Annotated in this window: 16 protein-coding genes; 7 read left to right on the top strand and 9 right to left on the bottom strand. The window is 65.0% G+C overall.

Annotated elements, in window-relative coordinates; genetic code table 11:
* Nucleotides 1-86 precede the first annotated feature (86 nt).
* From ABIB91_RS02610 to ABIB91_RS02600, 3 genes are all read right to left on the bottom strand, one after another.
* On the bottom strand, nt 87-2,102 hold the full coding sequence (locus ABIB91_RS02610) for an acetyl-CoA carboxylase biotin carboxylase subunit (protein WP_354158485.1): 2,016 nt from the start codon (nt 2,100-2,102) through the stop codon (nt 87-89).
* Nucleotides 2,103-2,286: 184 nt separating this feature from the next.
* Nucleotides 2,287-3,357: a zinc-binding metallopeptidase family protein gene (locus tag ABIB91_RS02605; protein WP_354158487.1), complete on the bottom strand. Its 1,071-nt coding sequence runs from the start codon at nt 3,355-3,357 to the stop codon at nt 2,287-2,289.
* The gene (locus ABIB91_RS02600) at nt 3,354-3,572 is read right to left on the bottom strand and encodes a hypothetical protein (RefSeq protein WP_219684002.1); all 219 of its coding nucleotides are present in this window, start codon (nt 3,570-3,572) and stop codon (nt 3,354-3,356) included. Before ABIB91_RS02600 ends, ABIB91_RS02605 begins: the two co-directional genes overlap by 4 nt.
* Here ABIB91_RS02600 and ABIB91_RS02595 point away from each other — a divergent pair, their 5' ends adjacent.
* Together ABIB91_RS02595 and ABIB91_RS02590 are read left to right on the top strand one after the other, a co-directional pair.
* Complete coding sequence (locus ABIB91_RS02595; protein ID WP_354158490.1) at nt 3,573-6,050, top strand: PAS domain-containing hybrid sensor histidine kinase/response regulator; 2,478 nt, start codon at nt 3,573-3,575, stop codon at nt 6,048-6,050.
* Between the two features lie 289 nt (nt 6,051-6,339).
* The gene (locus ABIB91_RS02590) at nt 6,340-7,590 is read left to right on the top strand and encodes an arsenic transporter (RefSeq protein WP_354158492.1); all 1,251 of its coding nucleotides are present in this window, start codon (nt 6,340-6,342) and stop codon (nt 7,588-7,590) included.
* A 9-nt stretch (nt 7,591-7,599) separates the two neighbouring features.
* Here the strand turns inward: ABIB91_RS02590 and ABIB91_RS02585 are convergent, their stop codons facing one another.
* Together ABIB91_RS02585 and ABIB91_RS02580 are read right to left on the bottom strand one after the other, a co-directional pair.
* Entirely contained in the window at nt 7,600-8,964 is a 1,365-nt protein-coding gene (locus ABIB91_RS02585; RefSeq protein ID WP_354158494.1) for an MFS transporter, read from the bottom strand.
* A gap of 115 nt (nt 8,965-9,079) precedes the next feature.
* On the bottom strand, nt 9,080-9,844 hold the full coding sequence (locus ABIB91_RS02580) for a GntR family transcriptional regulator (RefSeq protein WP_219684005.1): 765 nt from the start codon (nt 9,842-9,844) through the stop codon (nt 9,080-9,082).
* A 181-nt stretch (nt 9,845-10,025) separates the two neighbouring features.
* Between ABIB91_RS02580 and ABIB91_RS02575 the strand changes: the two genes are divergently transcribed.
* Genes ABIB91_RS02575 through ABIB91_RS02565 form a run of 3 tightly spaced genes read left to right on the top strand, consistent with a single transcriptional unit; the run spans nt 10,026 to nt 13,064 of the window.
* On the top strand, nt 10,026-11,225 hold the full coding sequence (locus ABIB91_RS02575) for a mandelate racemase/muconate lactonizing enzyme family protein (protein ID WP_007603145.1): 1,200 nt from the start codon (nt 10,026-10,028) through the stop codon (nt 11,223-11,225).
* Nucleotides 11,226-11,237: 12 nt separating this feature from the next.
* Nucleotides 11,238-12,005: an SDR family oxidoreductase gene (locus ABIB91_RS02570; protein ID WP_219684007.1), complete on the top strand. Its 768-nt coding sequence runs from the start codon at nt 11,238-11,240 to the stop codon at nt 12,003-12,005.
* Between the two features lie 27 nt (nt 12,006-12,032).
* Nucleotides 12,033-13,064, top strand: coding sequence for an L-idonate 5-dehydrogenase (locus tag ABIB91_RS02565; protein WP_007603143.1), 1,032 nt, complete (start codon nt 12,033-12,035; stop codon nt 13,062-13,064).
* 3 nt (nt 13,065-13,067) lie between these two features.
* Here the strand turns inward: ABIB91_RS02565 and ABIB91_RS02560 are convergent, their stop codons facing one another.
* Nucleotides 13,068-13,952 carry a DUF3280 domain-containing protein gene (locus ABIB91_RS02560; RefSeq protein WP_354158498.1) on the bottom strand — a complete coding sequence of 295 codons (885 nt, stop codon included), beginning with the start codon at nt 13,950-13,952 and terminating at the stop codon, nt 13,068-13,070.
* Nucleotides 13,953-14,142: 190 nt separating this feature from the next.
* Here ABIB91_RS02560 and ABIB91_RS02555 point away from each other — a divergent pair, with 190 nt between their 5' ends.
* A complete protein-coding gene (locus ABIB91_RS02555) occupies nt 14,143-15,528 on the top strand; it encodes a HAMP domain-containing sensor histidine kinase (RefSeq protein WP_354158500.1) in 1,386 nt (461 codons plus the stop codon).
* Entirely contained in the window at nt 15,525-16,187 is a 663-nt protein-coding gene (locus tag ABIB91_RS02550; protein WP_354158502.1) for a response regulator, read from the top strand. The genes ABIB91_RS02555 and ABIB91_RS02550 overlap by 4 nt, the downstream gene beginning before the upstream one ends.
* 4 nt (nt 16,188-16,191) lie before the next feature.
* Here the strand turns inward: ABIB91_RS02550 and ABIB91_RS02545 are convergent, their stop codons facing one another.
* The 3 genes from ABIB91_RS02545 to ABIB91_RS02535 form a co-directional block, all read right to left on the bottom strand.
* Nucleotides 16,192-17,034 (bottom strand): hypothetical protein, encoded by an 843-nt coding sequence (locus ABIB91_RS02545; RefSeq protein ID WP_354158504.1) that lies wholly within the window; start codon nt 17,032-17,034, stop codon nt 16,192-16,194.
* A gap of 177 nt (nt 17,035-17,211) precedes the next feature.
* Nucleotides 17,212-17,703: an SRPBCC family protein gene (locus tag ABIB91_RS02540; protein WP_354159281.1), complete on the bottom strand. Its 492-nt coding sequence runs from the start codon at nt 17,701-17,703 to the stop codon at nt 17,212-17,214.
* Between the two features lie 2 nt (nt 17,704-17,705).
* Nucleotides 17,706-18,098, bottom strand: coding sequence for an ArsR/SmtB family transcription factor (locus tag ABIB91_RS02535; RefSeq protein ID WP_354158506.1), 393 nt, complete (start codon nt 18,096-18,098; stop codon nt 17,706-17,708).
* Nucleotides 18,099-18,288 lie beyond the last annotated feature (190 nt).

Below are 18,288 nucleotides of genomic sequence, written 5' to 3'. Positions count from 1 at the left end.
AATCTTTCAGCGGAGGCAGTCTGGATTGCTTCGCTGCGCTCGCAATGACGAAGTCAGTGGACCCCTCGCAAGAGTCCCCCCAAACCCTACGCAAACTCCAAAATCAGCGCATCCACCGCGAGCGTCGCGCCGGCGCTGGCGTGGATCTTCTTTACGGTGCCGTCCTGCTCGGCGCGCAGAACGTTCTGCATCTTCATGGCTTCGACCACCGCGAGCGTCTCGCCGGCCTTGACCTCCTGCCCTTCCGTCACCGCGATCGAGACCACGAGACCGGGCATTGGACAAAGCAGCTTCTTGCCGGTGTCGGCAGCCGTGGTCACCGGCATCAGCCGCGCCGAGGCTGCTTCCGCTTCGGTCCAGACATAGACCGGCACCTCGACGCCCTGATGCGCGAGGCGGATGCCGTTCGCGATCGGACGCACCTGCACTGCGACCACATGCCCGTCGATGGTGCCCTGCCAGACCGGATCGCCCGGCTTCCACGGCGATTGCAACAGATGCGCATTGCCGGCCTTGCCGTCGGCATCGAGGAAACGCACCGCGACCGCCTCGCCCTCGCGCGCGATCTCCAGCAGGATCTCCTGACGGTCGAGCCAGACCGCACGGCGACGCTCGCGCTGCACGATGCGGCCGCCCATCTGACCCGAGATCTGCCGCTTGCGCTCGCCGAGCACGTGATCGATGGCGGCGCCGACCGCGGCAAGCCGCCGTGCGACCTCGCCTTCCGGCACGCGCACGGCAAAGCCCTTGGGGAATTCCTCGGCGATGAAGCCGGTGGAGAGCCGGCCTTCGCGCCAGCGCGGATGATGCATCAGCGCCGACAGGAACGGGATGTTGTGACGGATACCGTCCACGTAGAACGAGTCCAGCGCGGTGGCCTGCGCCTCGATCGCGGCCGCGCGCGACGGCGCGTGGGTGACGAGCTTGGCGATCATCGGATCGTAATGGATCGAGATCTCGCCGCCCTCCTGCACGCCGGTGTCGTTGCGCACGGTGATGCCGTCCTGGCTCGCTTCCGCCGGCGGACGGTATTTCACCAGACGACCGATCGAGGGCAGGAAGTTGCGGAACGGGTCCTCGGCGTAGAGACGCGACTCCACTGCCCAGCCCGTCAGCGTGACGTCCTTCTGCGTGATCGCGAGCTTCTCGCCGGCGGCGACGCGGAGCATCTGTTCGACGAGGTCGACGCCGGTGACGAGCTCGGTAACGGGATGCTCGACCTGGAGGCGCGTGTTCATCTCGAGGAAGTAGAAGCTCTTGTCCTGCCCCGCGACGAATTCGACGGTGCCGGCGGAGTCGTAATTCACCGCCTTAGCGAGTGCGACCGCCTGCTCGCCCATCTTGCGGCGGGTGGCTTCGTCGAGCAGCGGCGACGGCGCTTCCTCGATGACCTTCTGGTTGCGGCGCTGGATCGAGCATTCGCGCTCGCCGAGATAGATCACGTTGCCGTGCTTGTCGCCGAGCAGCTGGATCTCGATATGGCGGGGATCGACAATGAACTTCTCGATGAAGACCCGGTCGTCGCCGAACGAGGCCTTGGCCTCGGCCTTGGCGAGGTTGAAGCCCTCGGCGACCTCGGAGGTCGAATGCGCGATGCGCATGCCCTTGCCGCCGCCGCCGGCGGAGGCCTTGATCATCACGGGATAGCCGATCTCGTCGGCGATCTTGACCGCGTGCGTGGCGTCCTCGATGACGCCGAGATAGCCGGGCACGGTCGAGACTTTTGCCTTCGCGGCAGCCCTCTTGGATTCGATCTTGTCGCCCATCGCCGCGATCGCGCCCGGGTTAGGGCCGATGAAGACGATGCCGGCCGCCTCCAGCGCGCGCGGAAACGCCTCGCGCTCGGACAGGAAGCCGTAACCGGGATGCACCGCCTCGGCGCCCGTCTTGCGGCAGGCCTCCACGATCTTCTCGATCACCAGATAACTCTCGGCCGCAGCTGGCGGCCCGATCAGCACGGCCTCGTCGGCCATCTCGACATGGAGAGCGTCGCGGTCGGCCTCAGAATAGACCGCGACCGTCTGAACTCCCATGCGGCGAGCGGTCTTGATGACCCGGCAGGCGATTTCGCCGCGATTGGCGATCAGAATGCGTTTGAACATGCTTTTCTTGAGTCTCGACCTTGGGCGGGACCCTTCCCTGGCCGTTGGAGCCTATGGGATGGGCCGTGTGGCTCCCGTGGTACATCAAAATAGGCCGGAGGCAACGGTCAAAATCCGGCCCCTCTGGCGTACCAGCGCAAGACCGAAGCAAGACCGAAACGGGCTTTGCAGGCTCCCGGACGGCCTACGGCTTCCCGGCCTTGCCCACGTTCCGGACCAGGCCGTGAATGAAGCCGAGCTTGTCGACGACGACCGGCGAGAGGATGAACGGATAGAGGTCGCGCATGCCCATGGCGCGGTTGACGCTGTTCATGGCGAAGGTGAAGGGCAGCCATGCGTTGACGATCGCCTCGACGTCCCTCGCTTCGTAAGGGTTGAAGCGGATGCGCGTCGTCAACTCCCCGTCGCGATCCACCTTGGGCCGCACCTCCATGCCGAACTCGCTAGCCATCTCCAGGGTGTCGACGATGTGAAGATAGTGCGCCCAGGTCTCGGCGAAATCTTCCCACGGATGCGTGGTCGCGTAGGCCGAGACGTAGTTCTGCTGCCAGTCCGGCGGGGCGCCTTCGGCATAGTGGCGCTGCAAGGACTGGCCGTAATCGGCGGAATCGTCGCCGAAGACGGCGCGGCATTCGTCCAGCTTGCCGCCGTCGCGCACCAGCACGTCCCAGAAATAGTGCCCGACCTCGTGGCGGAAATGCCCGAGCAGCGTCCGGTAGGGCTCGCCCATCTCCAGCCTGCGCCGCTCGCGCTCGATGTCGTCGGCCTCGGTCAGCGCGATCGTGATCAGGCCGTTGTCGTGGCCGGTCAGGACCTTCTGCCCGCTCTGCGGATCGTCGGCGAGGAAATTGAAGATCAGGCCATGTTCGGGATTGTCCTGCCGGGTCTGGAGCGGCAGCTTCCAGCGGATCAGGGAATAGAACAGCCGGTGCTTCGCCATCTCCAGCTCACGCCAGCCGGCGAGTTGCGCCTGATCCGACAGGTCCGGCACGACGCCGTTATGGCGGCAGGCGCGGCAATAGCTGGTGGTATCACCTGCATCCGTCAGCCAGTTGCACGAATCGTGCTCGGCATTGCTGCACAGCATGCGACTTTCGCCCGTGGTCGCCAGCGTCTTCCAGGCCTCTCCGTCGGGCTCGATCGCCGACATCGTCTCCTTCTCCGGCAGGAAGGCGACCCGATGGCCGCAGCGTTCGCAGGCGCGGTTCTCGAAATAGAGGACGTTGCCGCAGGCCTGGCAGACAAAAAGCTTCAAGATTTAGCCTCTTCGGAAAGGGAGCTTTTGGGAATGAAAGTTGTGGCGCCTCGCGGATACGCGCGCGGAGGGCTCATCGTTCCAAGGTTCGGAACAAATAGCCAGACTTGGCGTTCGTTGATGCCCACCATACTGCATTCGGCGACGCCTTTCTTTCCATATTCCTTTTGAGCAATGGCCATCACGCGTCGTCTGTGTGAATATCGGTCGGCCACGTGCGCTCCCGCATCACAACGGCCAACGCCTTGAACGATCCTTTGCCCGAGACCCTCGCCGCCGAAAGGCTGCGCCAGCACCTGGAAGATGTCGCACGCGAGCGCGACAATGCCTATCGCGCCCTCCAGGAACGCGAAGCCGAGCTTGCGCGCATCCAGCGCATCGGCAAGGTCGGCGGTCTCGAAGTCGACTTCCGCGAAGGCTTCAAGAACCGCCGTTCGCCGGAATATCTGATGCTTCACGGCCTGCCGCCGGAAGCTGCCGGCGAGTCGCACGAGGATTGGATCAATCGCGTTCATCCCGACGACCGCGACGCTGCGGTAAAGCACTTCATCGATGCGCTGTCCGGCACGAGCGAGGACTACACCGCCGAATACCGCATCATCCGTCCCAGCGACGGCGAGACCCGCTGGATCCGAGTCGTCGCCAAGATCGAGCGCGATCGTGACGGCCGTGCCCTCCGCCTCGTGGGCGCCCATATCGACGTCACCGACCAGATGCTGGTGCGCGAGACCCTGCGCGAGAGCGAGGAGCGCTTCCGGCTGATCGCCGACAGCGCGCCGGTGCCGATCTGGGTCACCAAGCTCGACCGCACACGGTCCTTCGCCAACCAGGCCTATGTCGATTTCGTCGGCCTGCCCTACGACCAGGCCATCTCCTTCGACTGGCGCAAGGTGCTGCATCCGGACGACCTGCCGCATGTGCTGCAGCAATCCGTCCAGGGTGAAGCATCGCTCAAACCGTTCGTGCTGGAAGCCCGCTACAAGAACTCCGCCGGCGAGTGGCGCTGGCTGCGTTCGGAATCGCAGCCGCGCTGGGACCCGACCGGCAGGCATATCGGCTTCATCGGCGTTGCCCACGACATCACGGTGGCCAAGCAAGCCGAGATCGAGCTCCGGCAGCTCAACGAGACCCTGGAAGAACGCATCGTCGAGCGCACCGCCGAGCTCGAATCCAACGAGGCGCGGCTGCGCGCGATCCTGGAAACCAGCAACCAATATCAGGGCCTCGTCAATCTCAGGGGCGAGCTGCTTTACGCCAATACGACCGTGCTCGACGCCATCAAAGCGAGCCCTGCGGACGTGATCGGAAAGCCGTTGTGGCAGACGCCCTGGTTCAGCACGACGGAGGGCATGAGCGCACTGGTGCGCGAGGCCTTCGACACCGTGCTCAAGGGCGAAGCCGTGCGGCTGGAGATGCGCCTGCGCCTTCCCATCGGCGAGCGCGATTTCGAGTTCGGCATGCGCCCGGTGCTCGACCGCCACGGCAACATCACCGGCGCGGTGCCCGAGGCTGTCGACATCACCGAGCGCCGCCGCGGTGAGGAAGCGTTGCGGCAATCGCAGAAGATGGAGGCGATCGGCCAGCTCACCGGCGGCGTCGCGCATGACTTCAACAATCTGCTCACCATCATCCGCTCGGCCACCGATTTCCTGCGCCGCCGCGAGCTGCCGGAGGAGCGCCGCCGCCGCTATGTCGATGCCATCTCCGACACCGTCGAGCGTGCCTCCAAGCTGACCGCCCAGCTGCTGGCGTTTGCGCGCCGGCAGCCGCTGAAACCGCAGATCTTCAATGTCGGCAGCCAGGTTGAAGGCGTCGCGCAACTGGTCCGGCCGCTGGTCGGTGCTCGCATCGAAATCGCGGTGGAGGTTCACGATGGCGACTGCTTCACGGTCGCCGATATCGCGCAATTCGAGACCGCGCTGATCAACCTCGCGATCAACGCGCGCGACGCCATGGACGGCGAAGGCCGCCTCACCATCGCGGTCCGGAAGGTTCAGGGCATCCCTAACCTGCGCGCGCAACCGGCGCGCGGCGGCGACTATGTCGCGATCTCGGTCGCCGACACCGGAAGCGGCATCGCGCCTGAAAACATGGAAGCCATCTTCGAACCGTTCTTCACCACCAAGGAGGTCGGCAAGGGCACCGGCCTCGGCCTGAGCCAGGCCTTCGGCTTCGCAAAGCAGTCCGAGGGCGACATCGCCGTGACGAGCAAGCATGGTGAAGGCGCGACCTTCACCATCTATCTGCCGCGGGCGCAAAGCCCCGCGACGGATCAGGAAGCCGCGGCGCTGACCTATGAGGCCGCGTCCACCGGGCGCGGCTATCGCGTGCTCGTAGTGGAAGACGACGACGAGGTCGGCCGGTTCTCCACGGAGCTGCTGGAAGACCTCGGTTATGTCGTCCGCCGCGCCGCCAACGCCAATGCGGCGCTCGCCATCCTCGGCGAGAACGAGTTCGCCGTCGATCTCGTCTTCTCCGACGTCATCATGCCCGGCATGAACGGCGTCGAGCTCGCCGGCATCATCCGCGAACGCTATCCGGGCCTGCCCGTCGTGCTCACCTCTGGTTACAGCAACGTTCTCGCCGAGAACGCCGATCGCGGTTTCGAGCTGATCCAGAAGCCGTATTCGGTCGAAGCGCTGTCGCGCATCTTGCGCAAGGCGATCACGGCAAAGCTGTCGATGGCGCGGTGAGAGTGAACATCGCGAGACGCCTCCACAGATTCCGTCATTGCGAGGAGCTCTTGCGACGAAGCAATCCAGAACTCGCTCCGCGGAGACAGTCTGGATTGCTTCGCTCCGCTCGCAACGACGGCGCTATCGCGGCGCCCTAACCCCACAGGCTTTTGAGCAACATTGTGGACTGAAGCTCGGGCCGAGACGCGGCAAATCGCAGATAGCCGTCCGCGCCCGCGGGGGAAGACATCGGCATCGGCTTCCGCTATCGCTCTCGAATGAAGCCTTCCCACTTCGAGGACTGACCGTGCCGTCTGACGCCATCCTGGCCTGGAGCATCATCGTCGCCGCGACCGCGGGCGTCATCATCCGGCCCTTTCGCCTGCCGGAGGCGATCTGGGCCGTCATCGGCGCCGGCGCGCTGGTGCTGCTCGGCCTGCTGCCGTGGCAGGATGCGCTGACCGGCATCGAGAAAGGCGTCGATGTCTATCTCTTCCTGATCGGCATGATGCTGATCGCCGAACTGGCGCGGCTCGAGGGCCTGTTCGACTATCTCGCAGCGCTCGCCGTGGAATATGCCGGCGGCTCGCCGCAGCGGCTGTTCCTGCTGATCTACATCGTCGGCACGCTCGTCACCGTCCTGCTCTCGAACGACGCCACCGCGATCGTGCTGACGCCCGCCGTCTATGCCGCGACGCGCGCAGCCGGCGCCAAGCCGCTGCCTTATCTCTTCGTCTGCGCCTTCATCGCCAACGCAGCAAGCTTCGTGCTGCCGATCTCCAACCCGGCCAATCTCGTCGTGTTCGGGGCCCACATGCCTGCGCTCACCGAATGGCTGCGCCTGTTCGCCCTGCCCTCGGCGGCCTCGATCCTGCTGACCTATGTCGTGCTGCGCCTGACCCAGCACCGCGCCCTGAAGGAAGAGACGATCGCGCGCAGCGTGCCGCATCCAAAACTCGGCCGCGGCGGCAAGCTGACGGCCATCGGCATCGCGGCGATCGGAATCGTGCTGGTCACGGCCTCCGCGCTGGACAAGCAATTGGGCCTGCCGACCTTCGTCTGCGGCGTGGTGACGGCCGCAATCGTGCTGCTGGTCAGCCGGCAATCGCCGGTACCTGTGCTGGGCGGCGTCTCCTGGAGCGTGCTGCCGCTGGTCGGCGGGCTGTTCGTGATGGTGGAAGCGCTGATCAAGACCGGCGTGATCGGGCAACTCAGCGCGCTGCTGCATGAAGCCGTCGGGCAATCCGTGACGAAGGCGGCCTGGAGCGTCGGCATCGCCACCGCAGTCGCCGACAACATCGCCAACAATCTTCCCGTCGGCCTCGTTGCGGGCTCGGTCGCCGCCAGCGATCATTTACCCGCGCCGGTCGTCAGCGCCATCCTGATCGGCGTCGATCTCGGGCCCAATCTGTCGGTGACCGGTTCGCTCGCGACCATCCTGTGGCTGGTGGCGCTGCGACGGGAGAAGATCGAGGTCGGCGCCTGGCCGTTCCTCAAGCTCGGACTGCTGGTGACGCCACCGGCCCTGATCGCGGCCTTGGCGGCCGCGATCAGGTAGCTTGCGAGATCAATCGTTCTCGTAGCCGTAGACTTCCGGCAGGATGAAGATCGCGGCGAGCAATCCGATCAGCGGGAAGATCGCGACCATCAGCGTGGCATTCGCCTGCCCGATTGCAGCGAACACCGTCGGGAACAGGAAGATCGCGAGGAACGACGGCAACTTCACGAACATGTAGGCGAAGCCGCTGGCGGTGCCGCGGTATTTCGGCTTGGCGACCATGGTCGGGATCGTCATGCAGTTCGACGCGTCCCAATAATGGCCCCACAGCATGGCGGCAGCCGCGAACGGCAGCAGGATCTTGTTGTCGGTGTAGAGCGCGAAGGCGGCAACCAGCAGGGAGGCCAGCACGATCGAGAAGCCCGCAATGGAGATGCCGCGATGGCCGATCTTCGGCGTCAGCAGCGGACCGACCCAGCCGGACAGCGCAGCGAACGAGAACAGCGCCATCGTCACCAGATTGATGCCGAGCACGCTCGACACGCCGACCATCACAAAGAGCACCGGCAGGTAGAACGCGAAGGTCGAGAACTCGCTGGCCTGCGCGAAGCAGGCGATCCAGCCGTAGATCGTGGCGCGCCAGCGGATCGGATCCTTCTTGAGGTCGGCGAGGAAGGCGCGGGTGGAGACCTTGGGCACCTCCACGTCATGGTCCGGCAGCATGGCGAGATCGTCGTTGAACATCTCGCGCGCGACCTGCTTGGCTTCGCGGTAGCGTCCCTTCTGCACCAGCCACACCGCCGTCTCCGGCACGTCGTGGCGCATCACCAGGATGATCAGCGCCGGCAGCGCCCCGAGGCCGAGCGTCACGCGCCACAGCATCTCGTGCTGCATGTCGATCAGCAGGAAGATCACGATGACGCCGATGGTGAGGACCTCACCGACCGCGAACATGAACTGCCAGCGGTTGCCCATGACCTCGCGCTCACCCTTGGCCATGGATTCCATGATGTAGGTGTAGCCGGTCGAGATGTCCGAACCGAGCGGAATGCCGAGCAGGAAGCGGATCACGACGAGCCAGCCGACGCTGGGCACGAAGGCCTGCGCCAGCGCCAGCACGATGAACATCACCATCGTCACCAGGAACATGACGCGGCGGCCGATCTTGTCGGAGAGCCAGCCGCCGAGCAGTGCGCCGATCATGGCGCCGCCTTGCGTACCGGCCGCGGCCAGACCCAGCATCAGCGGATCGGGATTGAACTGCTCCTTGATGAAGATCAGCACGAAGGCGATCGAATAGAGGTCCCAGGCTTCGACCAGGATCGAGGCCATCATCAGCCAGCCGACCTTGTTGCCCTTGGGACTGTAGTTCGTGATGAGGTAGCGGACCGCGGCTTCGCTCGCGGTCGGTTGTGGCATCGCCATCGTCGACATCTTTGGTCCTCTCTTCAAAACTTTCTAAAGCGCGATGAGATCAGGATCGTCATCGCGTTTTGGCCTAATTGTTTGAGCATGATCTCTTCGGAAAGCCGCTGCACACTTTTCCGGATCATGTGCCAAGCAGCGGCTCGATGCTGCAATCGAGCAGGCGCGGGTCGATCCCGACCTCCATGCCGGTGAACATCTCGCCCATATAGTCGATCAGTGCATCGCTCGCCTTCACTGCGTCCTCGACGCGGCGGCTGGCGACCGCGGCGAGAATGGCGAGGTGATGATCGATCGTGCCTGACAGCTCGGCCTGTCCCGGCATGAACCGGTGGTGGATGTAGCCGATGCGCCGGTACAGCGTGTGCAGCGGCCGCAGCGTGTGCACCAGAAAGGGCTCGCCTGCCGCCTCCAGCACCAGCGCGTCGATGCGGCGGTCGATATGATTGAACTCGTCGAGGGTCAGACTGGCGCGGCGTTCGCGCAAAAGACGCTCGATGTGCAGCGCCTGATTGCGGTGCGAGAGGCTGGCGCGATCGGCCGCGAGCCGGATCACGAAGCGCTCCATGTCGCGGCGCAAGGCCAGCAGCATGCGCTCGCGTGCCAGATCGATCGGCGCAATGCGCAGACCGTGGCGCGGACGGATGATGATCAACGTATCGGCGGAGAGACGATTGACGGCGTGATGAACCGGCGTACGGCCGAAGCCGGTGATGTGCTGCAATTCCAGCATCGTCATGAACTGGCCGGGCTTGAGCTCGCAATGGACGAGCAGCTCTTCGATCCTCTGATAGGCCAGCTCGAAGAAGTTGAGACGGTTGCGCCGGGAGGGCTTGCCCTCACCGTCGTCATTCCTCACCACCTCGAGCGCGCGCTTGCGCGTTGCCATGTCGTCTCTCCCCTCAGCCCGCGCCGTCGTTGCAGGGCGGCGCCTTGTTGGTGATATCCCTAAAACATGTTGTGATATATTACAAGCGGGCGTAAGACTCCGCCCGTGCCCGCACCATGCTGCGGTGCAGAATGACAAACAAGATGGCGCTGCGCGCGCCTGCGATGGGAGGAGTATTGCCGTGAAGATCACGTCGATCGAGACGCTGCGCACCGAAGAATTCTCCAACGTCATCTGGGTGCGCGTCCACACCGACACGGGCATGATCGGCCTCGGCGAAACCTTCTACGGCGCCGGCGCGGTCGAGGCCCAGATCCACGACACCTTTGCCGGCCGCCTGCTCGGCCGCAATCCGCTGCACATCGAGGCGATCCATCGCGACATGCTGAACCTGCCGATGGCGCAGTCGTCCACCGGCGTCGAATATCGCGCGGCTTCGGCAATCGACATCGCGCTATGGGACCTGTTCGGCAAGGTCTGCAATCAGCCGGTGCACCAGATGCTCGGCGGCCTCTGCCGCGACAAGCAGCGCATCTACAACACCTGCGCCGGCACCCAATATGTCCGCTCCACCAATATCAGCCCGGTCGCGAATTGGAATCTCGGTGGCTCCAAGGGCCCCTACGAAGACCTGGACGGCTTCATGAACAACGCCGATGCGCTCGCCGAAAACCTGCTGGAAAGCGGCATCTCGGCGATGAAGATCTGGCCGTTCGATCCGGCGGCACAGGAGAACAAGGGTCTCTACATCTCCGCCGCGCAGATGAAGCAGGCGATCGAGCCGTTCGAGAAGATCCGAAAAGCGGTCGGCGACAAGATGGAGATCATGGTCGAGCTTCATTCGCTCTGGAACCTGCCGACCGCGAAACAGATCGCGCGCGCGCTCGAGCCCTACAAGCCGACCTGGTACGAAGACCCGATCCGGATGAACTCGCCGCAGGCCCTGGCCGAATACGCCCGCTGCACCGACGTCTGGGTCTGCGCCAGCGAGACGCTGGGCTCGCGCTTCCCCTACAAGGACATGCTCGACCGCGACGCCATGCATGTGGTGATGGCGGATCTGTGCTGGACCGGCGGCCTCACCGAGGGCCGCAAGATCGCGGCGATGGCCGAGACCTATCATCGGCCCTTCGCACCGCACGACTGCATCGGCCCGATCGGCTTCATCGCCGCCATCCACATGTCGTTCAGCCAGCCCAACACGCTGATCCAGGAATCGGTGCGCGCCTTCTACAAGGGCTGGTACAATGAGCTCGTCACCACCATGCCCACGATCAAGGATGGTTTCGTCTATCCGATGGAAGGCCCCGGCCTCGGCGTCGACCTTCTGCCCGCCGTATTCGACCGCTCCGATTTGACCGTGCGCCGTTCCAACGTCTGAGGATATTCTGAGATGAGCACCGCCCTCTTCGACCTTTCCGGCCGCACCGCGCTCGTGACCGGCTCCTCCCGCGGCCTCGGCCGCGCCATTGCCGAGGGCATGGCCAAGGCCGGCGCCAGGATCATCGTCAACGGCGTCGATCCCAAGCGCGTCGAGCAGGCCGTCGCCGAGTTTCGCGCCGCCGGCTACCTCGCGGAAGGCGCCGCGTTCAACGTCACCGACGAGCCCGCGATCGTCGCCGCCTTCAACGACTTCGACAACAAGGGCATCGCGGTCGACATCCTCGTCAACAATGCCGGCATCCAGCACCGCAAGCCGCTGGTGGAGTTCACCACCGACGAGTGGCGCAAGGTGATCGAGACCAACCTCACCAGCGCCTTCGTGATCGGCCGCGAGGCGGCCAAGCGCATGATCCCGCGCAAGCACGGCAAGATCATCAATATCGGCTCGCTCGGCAGCGAGCTCGCGCGTCCCACGATTGCCCCCTACACCGCCGCCAAGGGCGGCATCAAGAACCTGACCCGCTCGATGGCGGTGGAGTGGGCCCAGCACGGCATCCAGGCCAACGCGATCGGCCCCGGCTATATGCTGACCGACATGAACGAGGCGCTGGTCAACAACACCGACTTCAACAACTGGCTGATGGGCCGCGTTCCCTCCAAGCGCTGGGGCCGACCTGACGAGCTGGTGGGCGCCGCGATCTTCCTGGCGTCGGATGCTTCGACCTATGTCAACGGCCAGATCATCTACGTCGATGGCGGCATGATCGCTGCGATGTGAGCCGCGAAACGCTGAAGGGAGCCAACCATGCGCGCCGTCGTGATCCACGCACCGAAAGATCTGCGGATCGATCTCTATCCGGATGCAGCGCCCGGTCCGGGTGAAGTCCGCGTCAAGATCGCGAACGGCGGCATCTGCGGGTCCGATCTGCACTACTATCATCACGGCGGCTTCGGCGTCGTGCGCATCCAGCAGCCGATGGCGCTCGGGCACGAGATCGCGGGCGTCGTCGCAGCCGTCGGTGACGGCGTCACGAACGTGAAGCCGGGCACCCGCGTCGCGGTCAATCCGAGCAAGCCGTGCGGCCAGTGCCTGCATTGCCAGGAAGGCATGCGCAACCAGTGCCTCGACATGCGCTTCCTCGGCAGCGCGATGCGCTTTCCCCATGTGCAGGGCGGGTTTCGCGAATTCATCACGGTCGATGCGGCGCAGGCCGTTCCGATCGCCGACAAGCTGTCGCTGGCGGAAGCCGCGGTCGCCGAGCCACTCGCGGTGTGCCTGCATGCCGGCAAGCAGGCCGGGCCCCTGCTCGGCAAGCGCGTGCTGATCACCGGCTGCGGCCCGATCGGTGCGCTGATGATTTTGGTGTCGCGCTTCGGCGGCGCGGCCGAGATCGTGGTCACCGATGTCGCGGAGGCGCCGCTTGCGGTCGCCAGGAAGCTCGGCGCCACTCACGCCATCAACGTCGCGGCCGATGCCGCCGCGCTCGATCCCTGGCGCGCCGGCAAGGGCGTGTTCGACACGCTGTTCGAAGCCTCCGGCAATCAGGCCGCGCTCCGGACCGCGCTCGATGTGCTCAGGCCCGGCGCCACGCTGGTGCAGCTCGGCCTCGGCGGCGAGATGACGCTGCCGATCAACTCCATCGTCGCCAAGGAATTGCAGCTGCGTGGCACCTTCCGCTTCGATCCCGAATTCGAGCTGGCGGTGCGGCTGATGGGCGAAGGTCTGATCGACGTCAAGCCGCTGATCACGGCGACCATGCCGTTCGAGAACGCGGTCGCCGCCTTCGAGCTCGCCAGCGACCGCTCGCAGTCGATGAAGGTGCAGCTGACGTTCTGAGGCCTATTGCTGCGGCTGGTTCTCGATCATGCGATCACTGACCAACCGCACGGCGCCCCGTTTCCACGAATAGTCCGCGCCGAGGCGCAGGCCGCTGTCGCCGCGTGCCAGCACCGCGCCGGTCCTGGCGTCGCGCACCTGAAAGCCGAGCGTGTACTCGGTGCGGCTGACCCGCCGCACCACACCAATGAGAGACTGATCCGCACCGAGCCCTTGTGCAATGGCAGCCTCACAGCCGGCGCAGTCGCGTAAGGCGCGCGCCTTCACCGCCGCCTCGTTGGCGCTGCCGACATCGACGAGGCGGTAGCGGCCGGATTGGCCGAGGACGTCGCGGACGCTGGCGGTCACTTCGGCCAGATAGGATGCATCTGCGGCCGCGAGGCCGGTGGCCGGCGCCGCGGTGTTGTCGTCGAGCTCGAATTCGAACACAGCCCTTGCAATCGGCGCGGGCGTGGCGAGCGCGGCCATGATCTCGCGGGACACGAAGATCTCGGCGCGCTCCCAGGATTCATCATTGTCCCCGCGGAAGGTGTAGAGCTTGTCCATCACGATCTTTTTGGCACTGACGTCGATCACGGCGACCTTGGCCCATTGCACCAGCGTGCTCGTCTTCTGGATGCCGCCGATCACCTTGAAGGCCGCGCCGTCCTGGGCCGAGGGCACGAGCCGGTAGCGCCGGTCTCCGCCAATGTCTTGCCGGAGCGCGGCCATGAAAGCTGCCAGCCGTCGCTCGTGGGCGGCGGTCTGGTTGGCGGGTTCAGCCGATGTATCGGTATAGCTGAAGTCGTCCATGGCGATGCCGATGGCGGTTTCGGCGCCGGCCGGCGCATGAAACGCCGGAATCAGGAGAAGGAGACAGACTGAGAGGATCAACCGGCGCAGGTGCATAAATGTGCCTCGTGTGACGGTGCGGCGCGCCAATCTGGACGGCGCAATCAAGCCATGCAGCGGCGCCGATCCCGGCGATGGCCGGGAAAATTTCACGACGGTGCACCGCACTCACGCCTGGCGCTTTCCGCCGGATGCGTTCTGCCGTTTAATGCGGTCGCGACAACCCGTTCGCACCAGGTGCCCGCCGATGTGGAACCGCCCGAGGTTCGATCTCAAAGTTCGTCTGACGTTGCGCGTGGCCGCGATATCGGCCGCCTGCTTCGCCGCGATCCCCGCTTATTTCCTGATTACGGCCGACCGCGCGGCGCATGCGCGCCTCGACGATATCGCCGCGATCGTGGCCAAGACGCTGGAGCTGCAGCAGGGCAAGATCCAGTGGGTGGCGAGCCCCCGCTCGGACTTTCCCAACCTCGACCCCGTTTCGGCTTATGTGATGACGCCCGGCCTGTGCCTGGCGTTCCGCGGCACGAGCGGCGACATCCTCCAGCGTTTCTGCAGCGGCGCGCCCGCCCCGGCGAACCCGCCCCCGCAAGCTTTCACGGCCTTCTATCGCAGCCTGTTCGACCCCGGCCGCGAAGCCGCACGGCCTGTGATCGTGCGCGGAGCGAAGCTCGGCGACGCCGTCGTCTCGGTCGAGCCGGCCGTGCAGACGGCGGAGGCCTGGCACGAGGCCGGCCGCCTGATGCTGGCGCTCGCGATCGCGCTGCCGCTGCTCTGCGCGCTGGTCTACGCCGCATTGGCACGCGCGCTGCGCCCCACCCGCATGATCCGCACCGGCCTCGAGCGGATTGCCGCCAACGACCTCACCACGCGGTTGCCGCCGTTCGACCTTGCCGAACTCTCCGCGATCCGCGACGGCTTCAACCATCTCGCCGAAAGCCTCGAGACCGCGCTTGCCGAACGCAGCGAGCTGACGCGGAAGCTGATCGCGCTTCAGGACGAGGAGCGCCGCTATCTCGCGCGCGAGCTGCATGACGAGTTCGGCCAGTCGCTCGCCGCCATCCGCGCGCTCGCCTCCTCCGCCCGCCAGACCGCCGCGCAGGACTGCCCCTCCCTGCTTGGCGAATGCGACGGCATCGCGCGGACCGCAACCGGCATGATGGAGACGCTGCGCGGCACATTGTTCCGGCTGCGACCGCCCGATGTCGAGGAGCTCGGGCTCGTCGCCAGCCTCGAAGGCCTCGTCGCGGGCTGGAACGGACGCAGCCGCGGCGAGACGCGCTTCTCGATCCGGTTCGACGGCGCATTCGAGACCCTGCCGGCCCCGATCAGCGCCAGCCTCTACCGGATCGTGCAGGAGGCGCTCACCAATGCCGCCAAGCATGCCGTCGCCACGCGGGTCAGCCTGGAATTGACGATGGGGGCCAGCGAGATCGCGCTGGCGATCGACGATGACGGACGCGCGAGCGATCCCGTCGCGAAATCCGGAATGGGCCTGCTCGGCATGCGCGAGCGCGTCGCAGCCTTGCGCGGCCAATTGAGCTTCGAGGCCGCGCCGAACGGCGGCTCCGCACTGCGCGTGGTCATTCCGCTCGCAGCCGCCGATCGGCCGCCGCTGGAGCATGCCGCATGAGCGCGGCCGATGCCACCATTCTGCTGGTCGACGACCATTCCGTCGTCCGCGAAGGCTATCGTTCCGTGCTCCAGAAGCAGCCGGGACTTCGCGTCATCGCCGAAGCCGCCGACGGCGCGGAGGCCTATCGTCTCTACAAATCGGAGGCGCCCGACCTCGTCATCATGGATCTGAGCATGCCCGGCATCGGCGGCATCGAGGCGGTCAGGCGCATCAGGCAGTGGGACAAGAGCGCGAGAATCCTCGTCTTCACCATGCATGAAAATGCCGGCTTTGCCATGCAGGCGATCCGCGCCGGTGCCAGGGGCTATGTCACCAAGACCAGTCCGCCGGAGACGCTGGTGCGCGCCGTGATGGACGTGCTCGCCGGCAAGATCGCGATTAGTCCCGACATCGATCATGAGCTCGCGCTGAGCCGGCTCGCCGGGGAAAGCTCTGCCGCCGACGTCCTCACGCCGCGCGAGTTCGAGGTGCTGCGGCTGCTGCTCGCCGAGAACACGACAGAGGAGATCGCCGAGACGCTCCATGTCAGCCCGAAGACGGTGGCGAACCTGCATTCCCTGATCAAGGACAAGCTCGGCGTCGGATCCGACATCGAGCTAGTCCGGCTGGCGCTGCGTCAGGGCATCTTGACGGAGGTCGATCTCGGCGAGGCCTGATCGCTCAGGCCAGATAGCGCGTGAGATAGCCTTCCATCGCGTAGAGCGCACAGAGCGCGAGGCTCGACCACACGGCGGCGGTGAAATACAGGAACATCCAGGTCAGCTCGCCCTTCCAGTGCGCGATGTCGTGGGTCACGACCCAGCGCGTCGAGACGTCATGCAGGCCTTCGAGGAAGCCGAGCAACCTGTTGCCCTCTTCGTGCCCTGCCCGCCAGCGGCTGAGATACATCGGCACGTCGACGGTGACGAGGAAGACCAGGAAGCAGGCGATGCCGATGATGCCGGCAATCAGCGCCCACCGCACCGGTCCCTGGAATTCCGGCATCAGTCGGCACAGCGCGATGCCCGCGAGGAAGAATGTCACCGCCCACAGCGAGTTCTCGATCGCGTTGAAGAGGAAGTTGGTCGTCACCACCGCATACCAGGAGAAGCACTCCGCGATGATGATGATGGGCACAATCACCCACGCGATGTTCACGACCGTCTCCGCGCCCGTCATGGTCCCGAGTTGATGCAGGATGACCGCCCATTGCGCGGCGAAGCACAGTTCGGCCACGGTCGCGACCGTGCGGCCGACGAAGACGCTGGAGAGCCAGGTGTCGAACAGACAGATCCGCTGCACGTCGGCGCGCGGGAGGAACGAGCGGAACGCACAGCCGAAGACATAGCCGGCGCAGAGCAGGAACATCAGCCCGATGTCGGAGCCGCCACTGAGGCTGCCGGCGGGCGTCGGGTAGAACTCGCGGTACAGCATGAACCAGACGAGAATGTTGGCAGCACTGACCAGCGTCAGGGACCCCCACCACCATGCGAGGGGATTTGTCCGCGCCTGCCACTGCAACATGAATCGCTCCGCTGTAGTCAAATTTGACATCCAAGGTAGCAATTCTGTCATAAATCCGTCGTTCCAAGCGACAAAAACTTCGTTATCGCGCTGTCATAATTGACCTGCGCGCTGTCATATTCGTCGTTGCGGCGATATTCCGGAGGCCCTCGTCGAGCCTCCGGACGAGCGTTGGCGCTACCTCTTCATTCCGCCCACATAGGCCGCGAGCTTGTCGAGCGTCTGGTAGCCGTATTCGACGGCACCGAAGCTGATCATACCGTCGCGCTGCGCCGTGCTCGACGCCAGCTGGCGCATCATCAGAACTGTCTTGCCGTTGCTCTGCTCGGCAAAGGTGATGGTGAAACGGAACAGTCCGGGATCCTCGTCCTGGTCGGCGCCATGGTCCATCTCCATCAGCGACGGCCGTTCGATGCGGCGGAAGCGCATGCGGTTCGGGTAGACCGTGCCGTCCGGGCCGATCATGTTGAAGCGCCAGACGCCGCCAACCCGCACGTCGATCTCGAAGGTCTCGAGCTTGAAATCCTTCGGCCCGAACCATTGCGGCAAATGCTTGGGGTCAGACCAGGCCTCGAACACCAGATCGCGCGGCGCGTCGATCACGCGCGACATCACGATCTCGCGGTCGAGCGACCATTGCGACAGGGCGAGATTGGCAGAATTCGTCATCATCAGGAACCTTTCCGTTTGATCGTCTTGTTACTTGTCTTGGACGGCCGCTTGGCAGCCGTCCGCTCTTTCTTCAGCTTCATCACATAGGCTTCGAAGCGATCGAGCCGCGCCTCCCAGATCGCACGCTGGTGCTGGAACCAGTCCTCCGCGCTGAGGAGTGCGTCAGGACTGAGGCGGCAGGTGCGAACCCGGCCGGATTTCTCCGACAGGACGAGCCCGCTCGTCTCCAGCACGTGGATGTGTTTCATGAAGCTCGGCAGCGCCATCTCGAACGGATCGGCTAGCTCGCCGACCGATGCTTCGCCGGCGCAGAGCCGCATCACGATCGCCCGCCGGGTGGGATCGGCAAGGGCCGCGAAAACCTGATCGAGTCGGGATAATTGGTTAGCCATGGAGCTAACTATAGAGCTGCCGCCATCTGGCGTCAATAATTGTTAGCCAATTAGCTAAGTTAAAGTTTGCCGACGGGTAACCTGGGGTGGAGCGAAGCGTAATCCAGGGCCGCTCGCTCGGCTGCGGCGCTATCCCGGATTGCGCTTCGCTCCATCCGGGCTACAACCACTCGCGCGGAACCCACCACGC

Source organism: Bradyrhizobium sp. JR4.3 (assembly GCF_040547695.1).
GTDB classification, from domain to species: domain Bacteria; phylum Pseudomonadota; class Alphaproteobacteria; order Rhizobiales; family Xanthobacteraceae; genus Bradyrhizobium; species Bradyrhizobium canariense.
The sequence above is the reverse complement of the archived record's forward strand: the minus strand, read 5'-3'. Positions and strand labels throughout refer to the sequence as shown.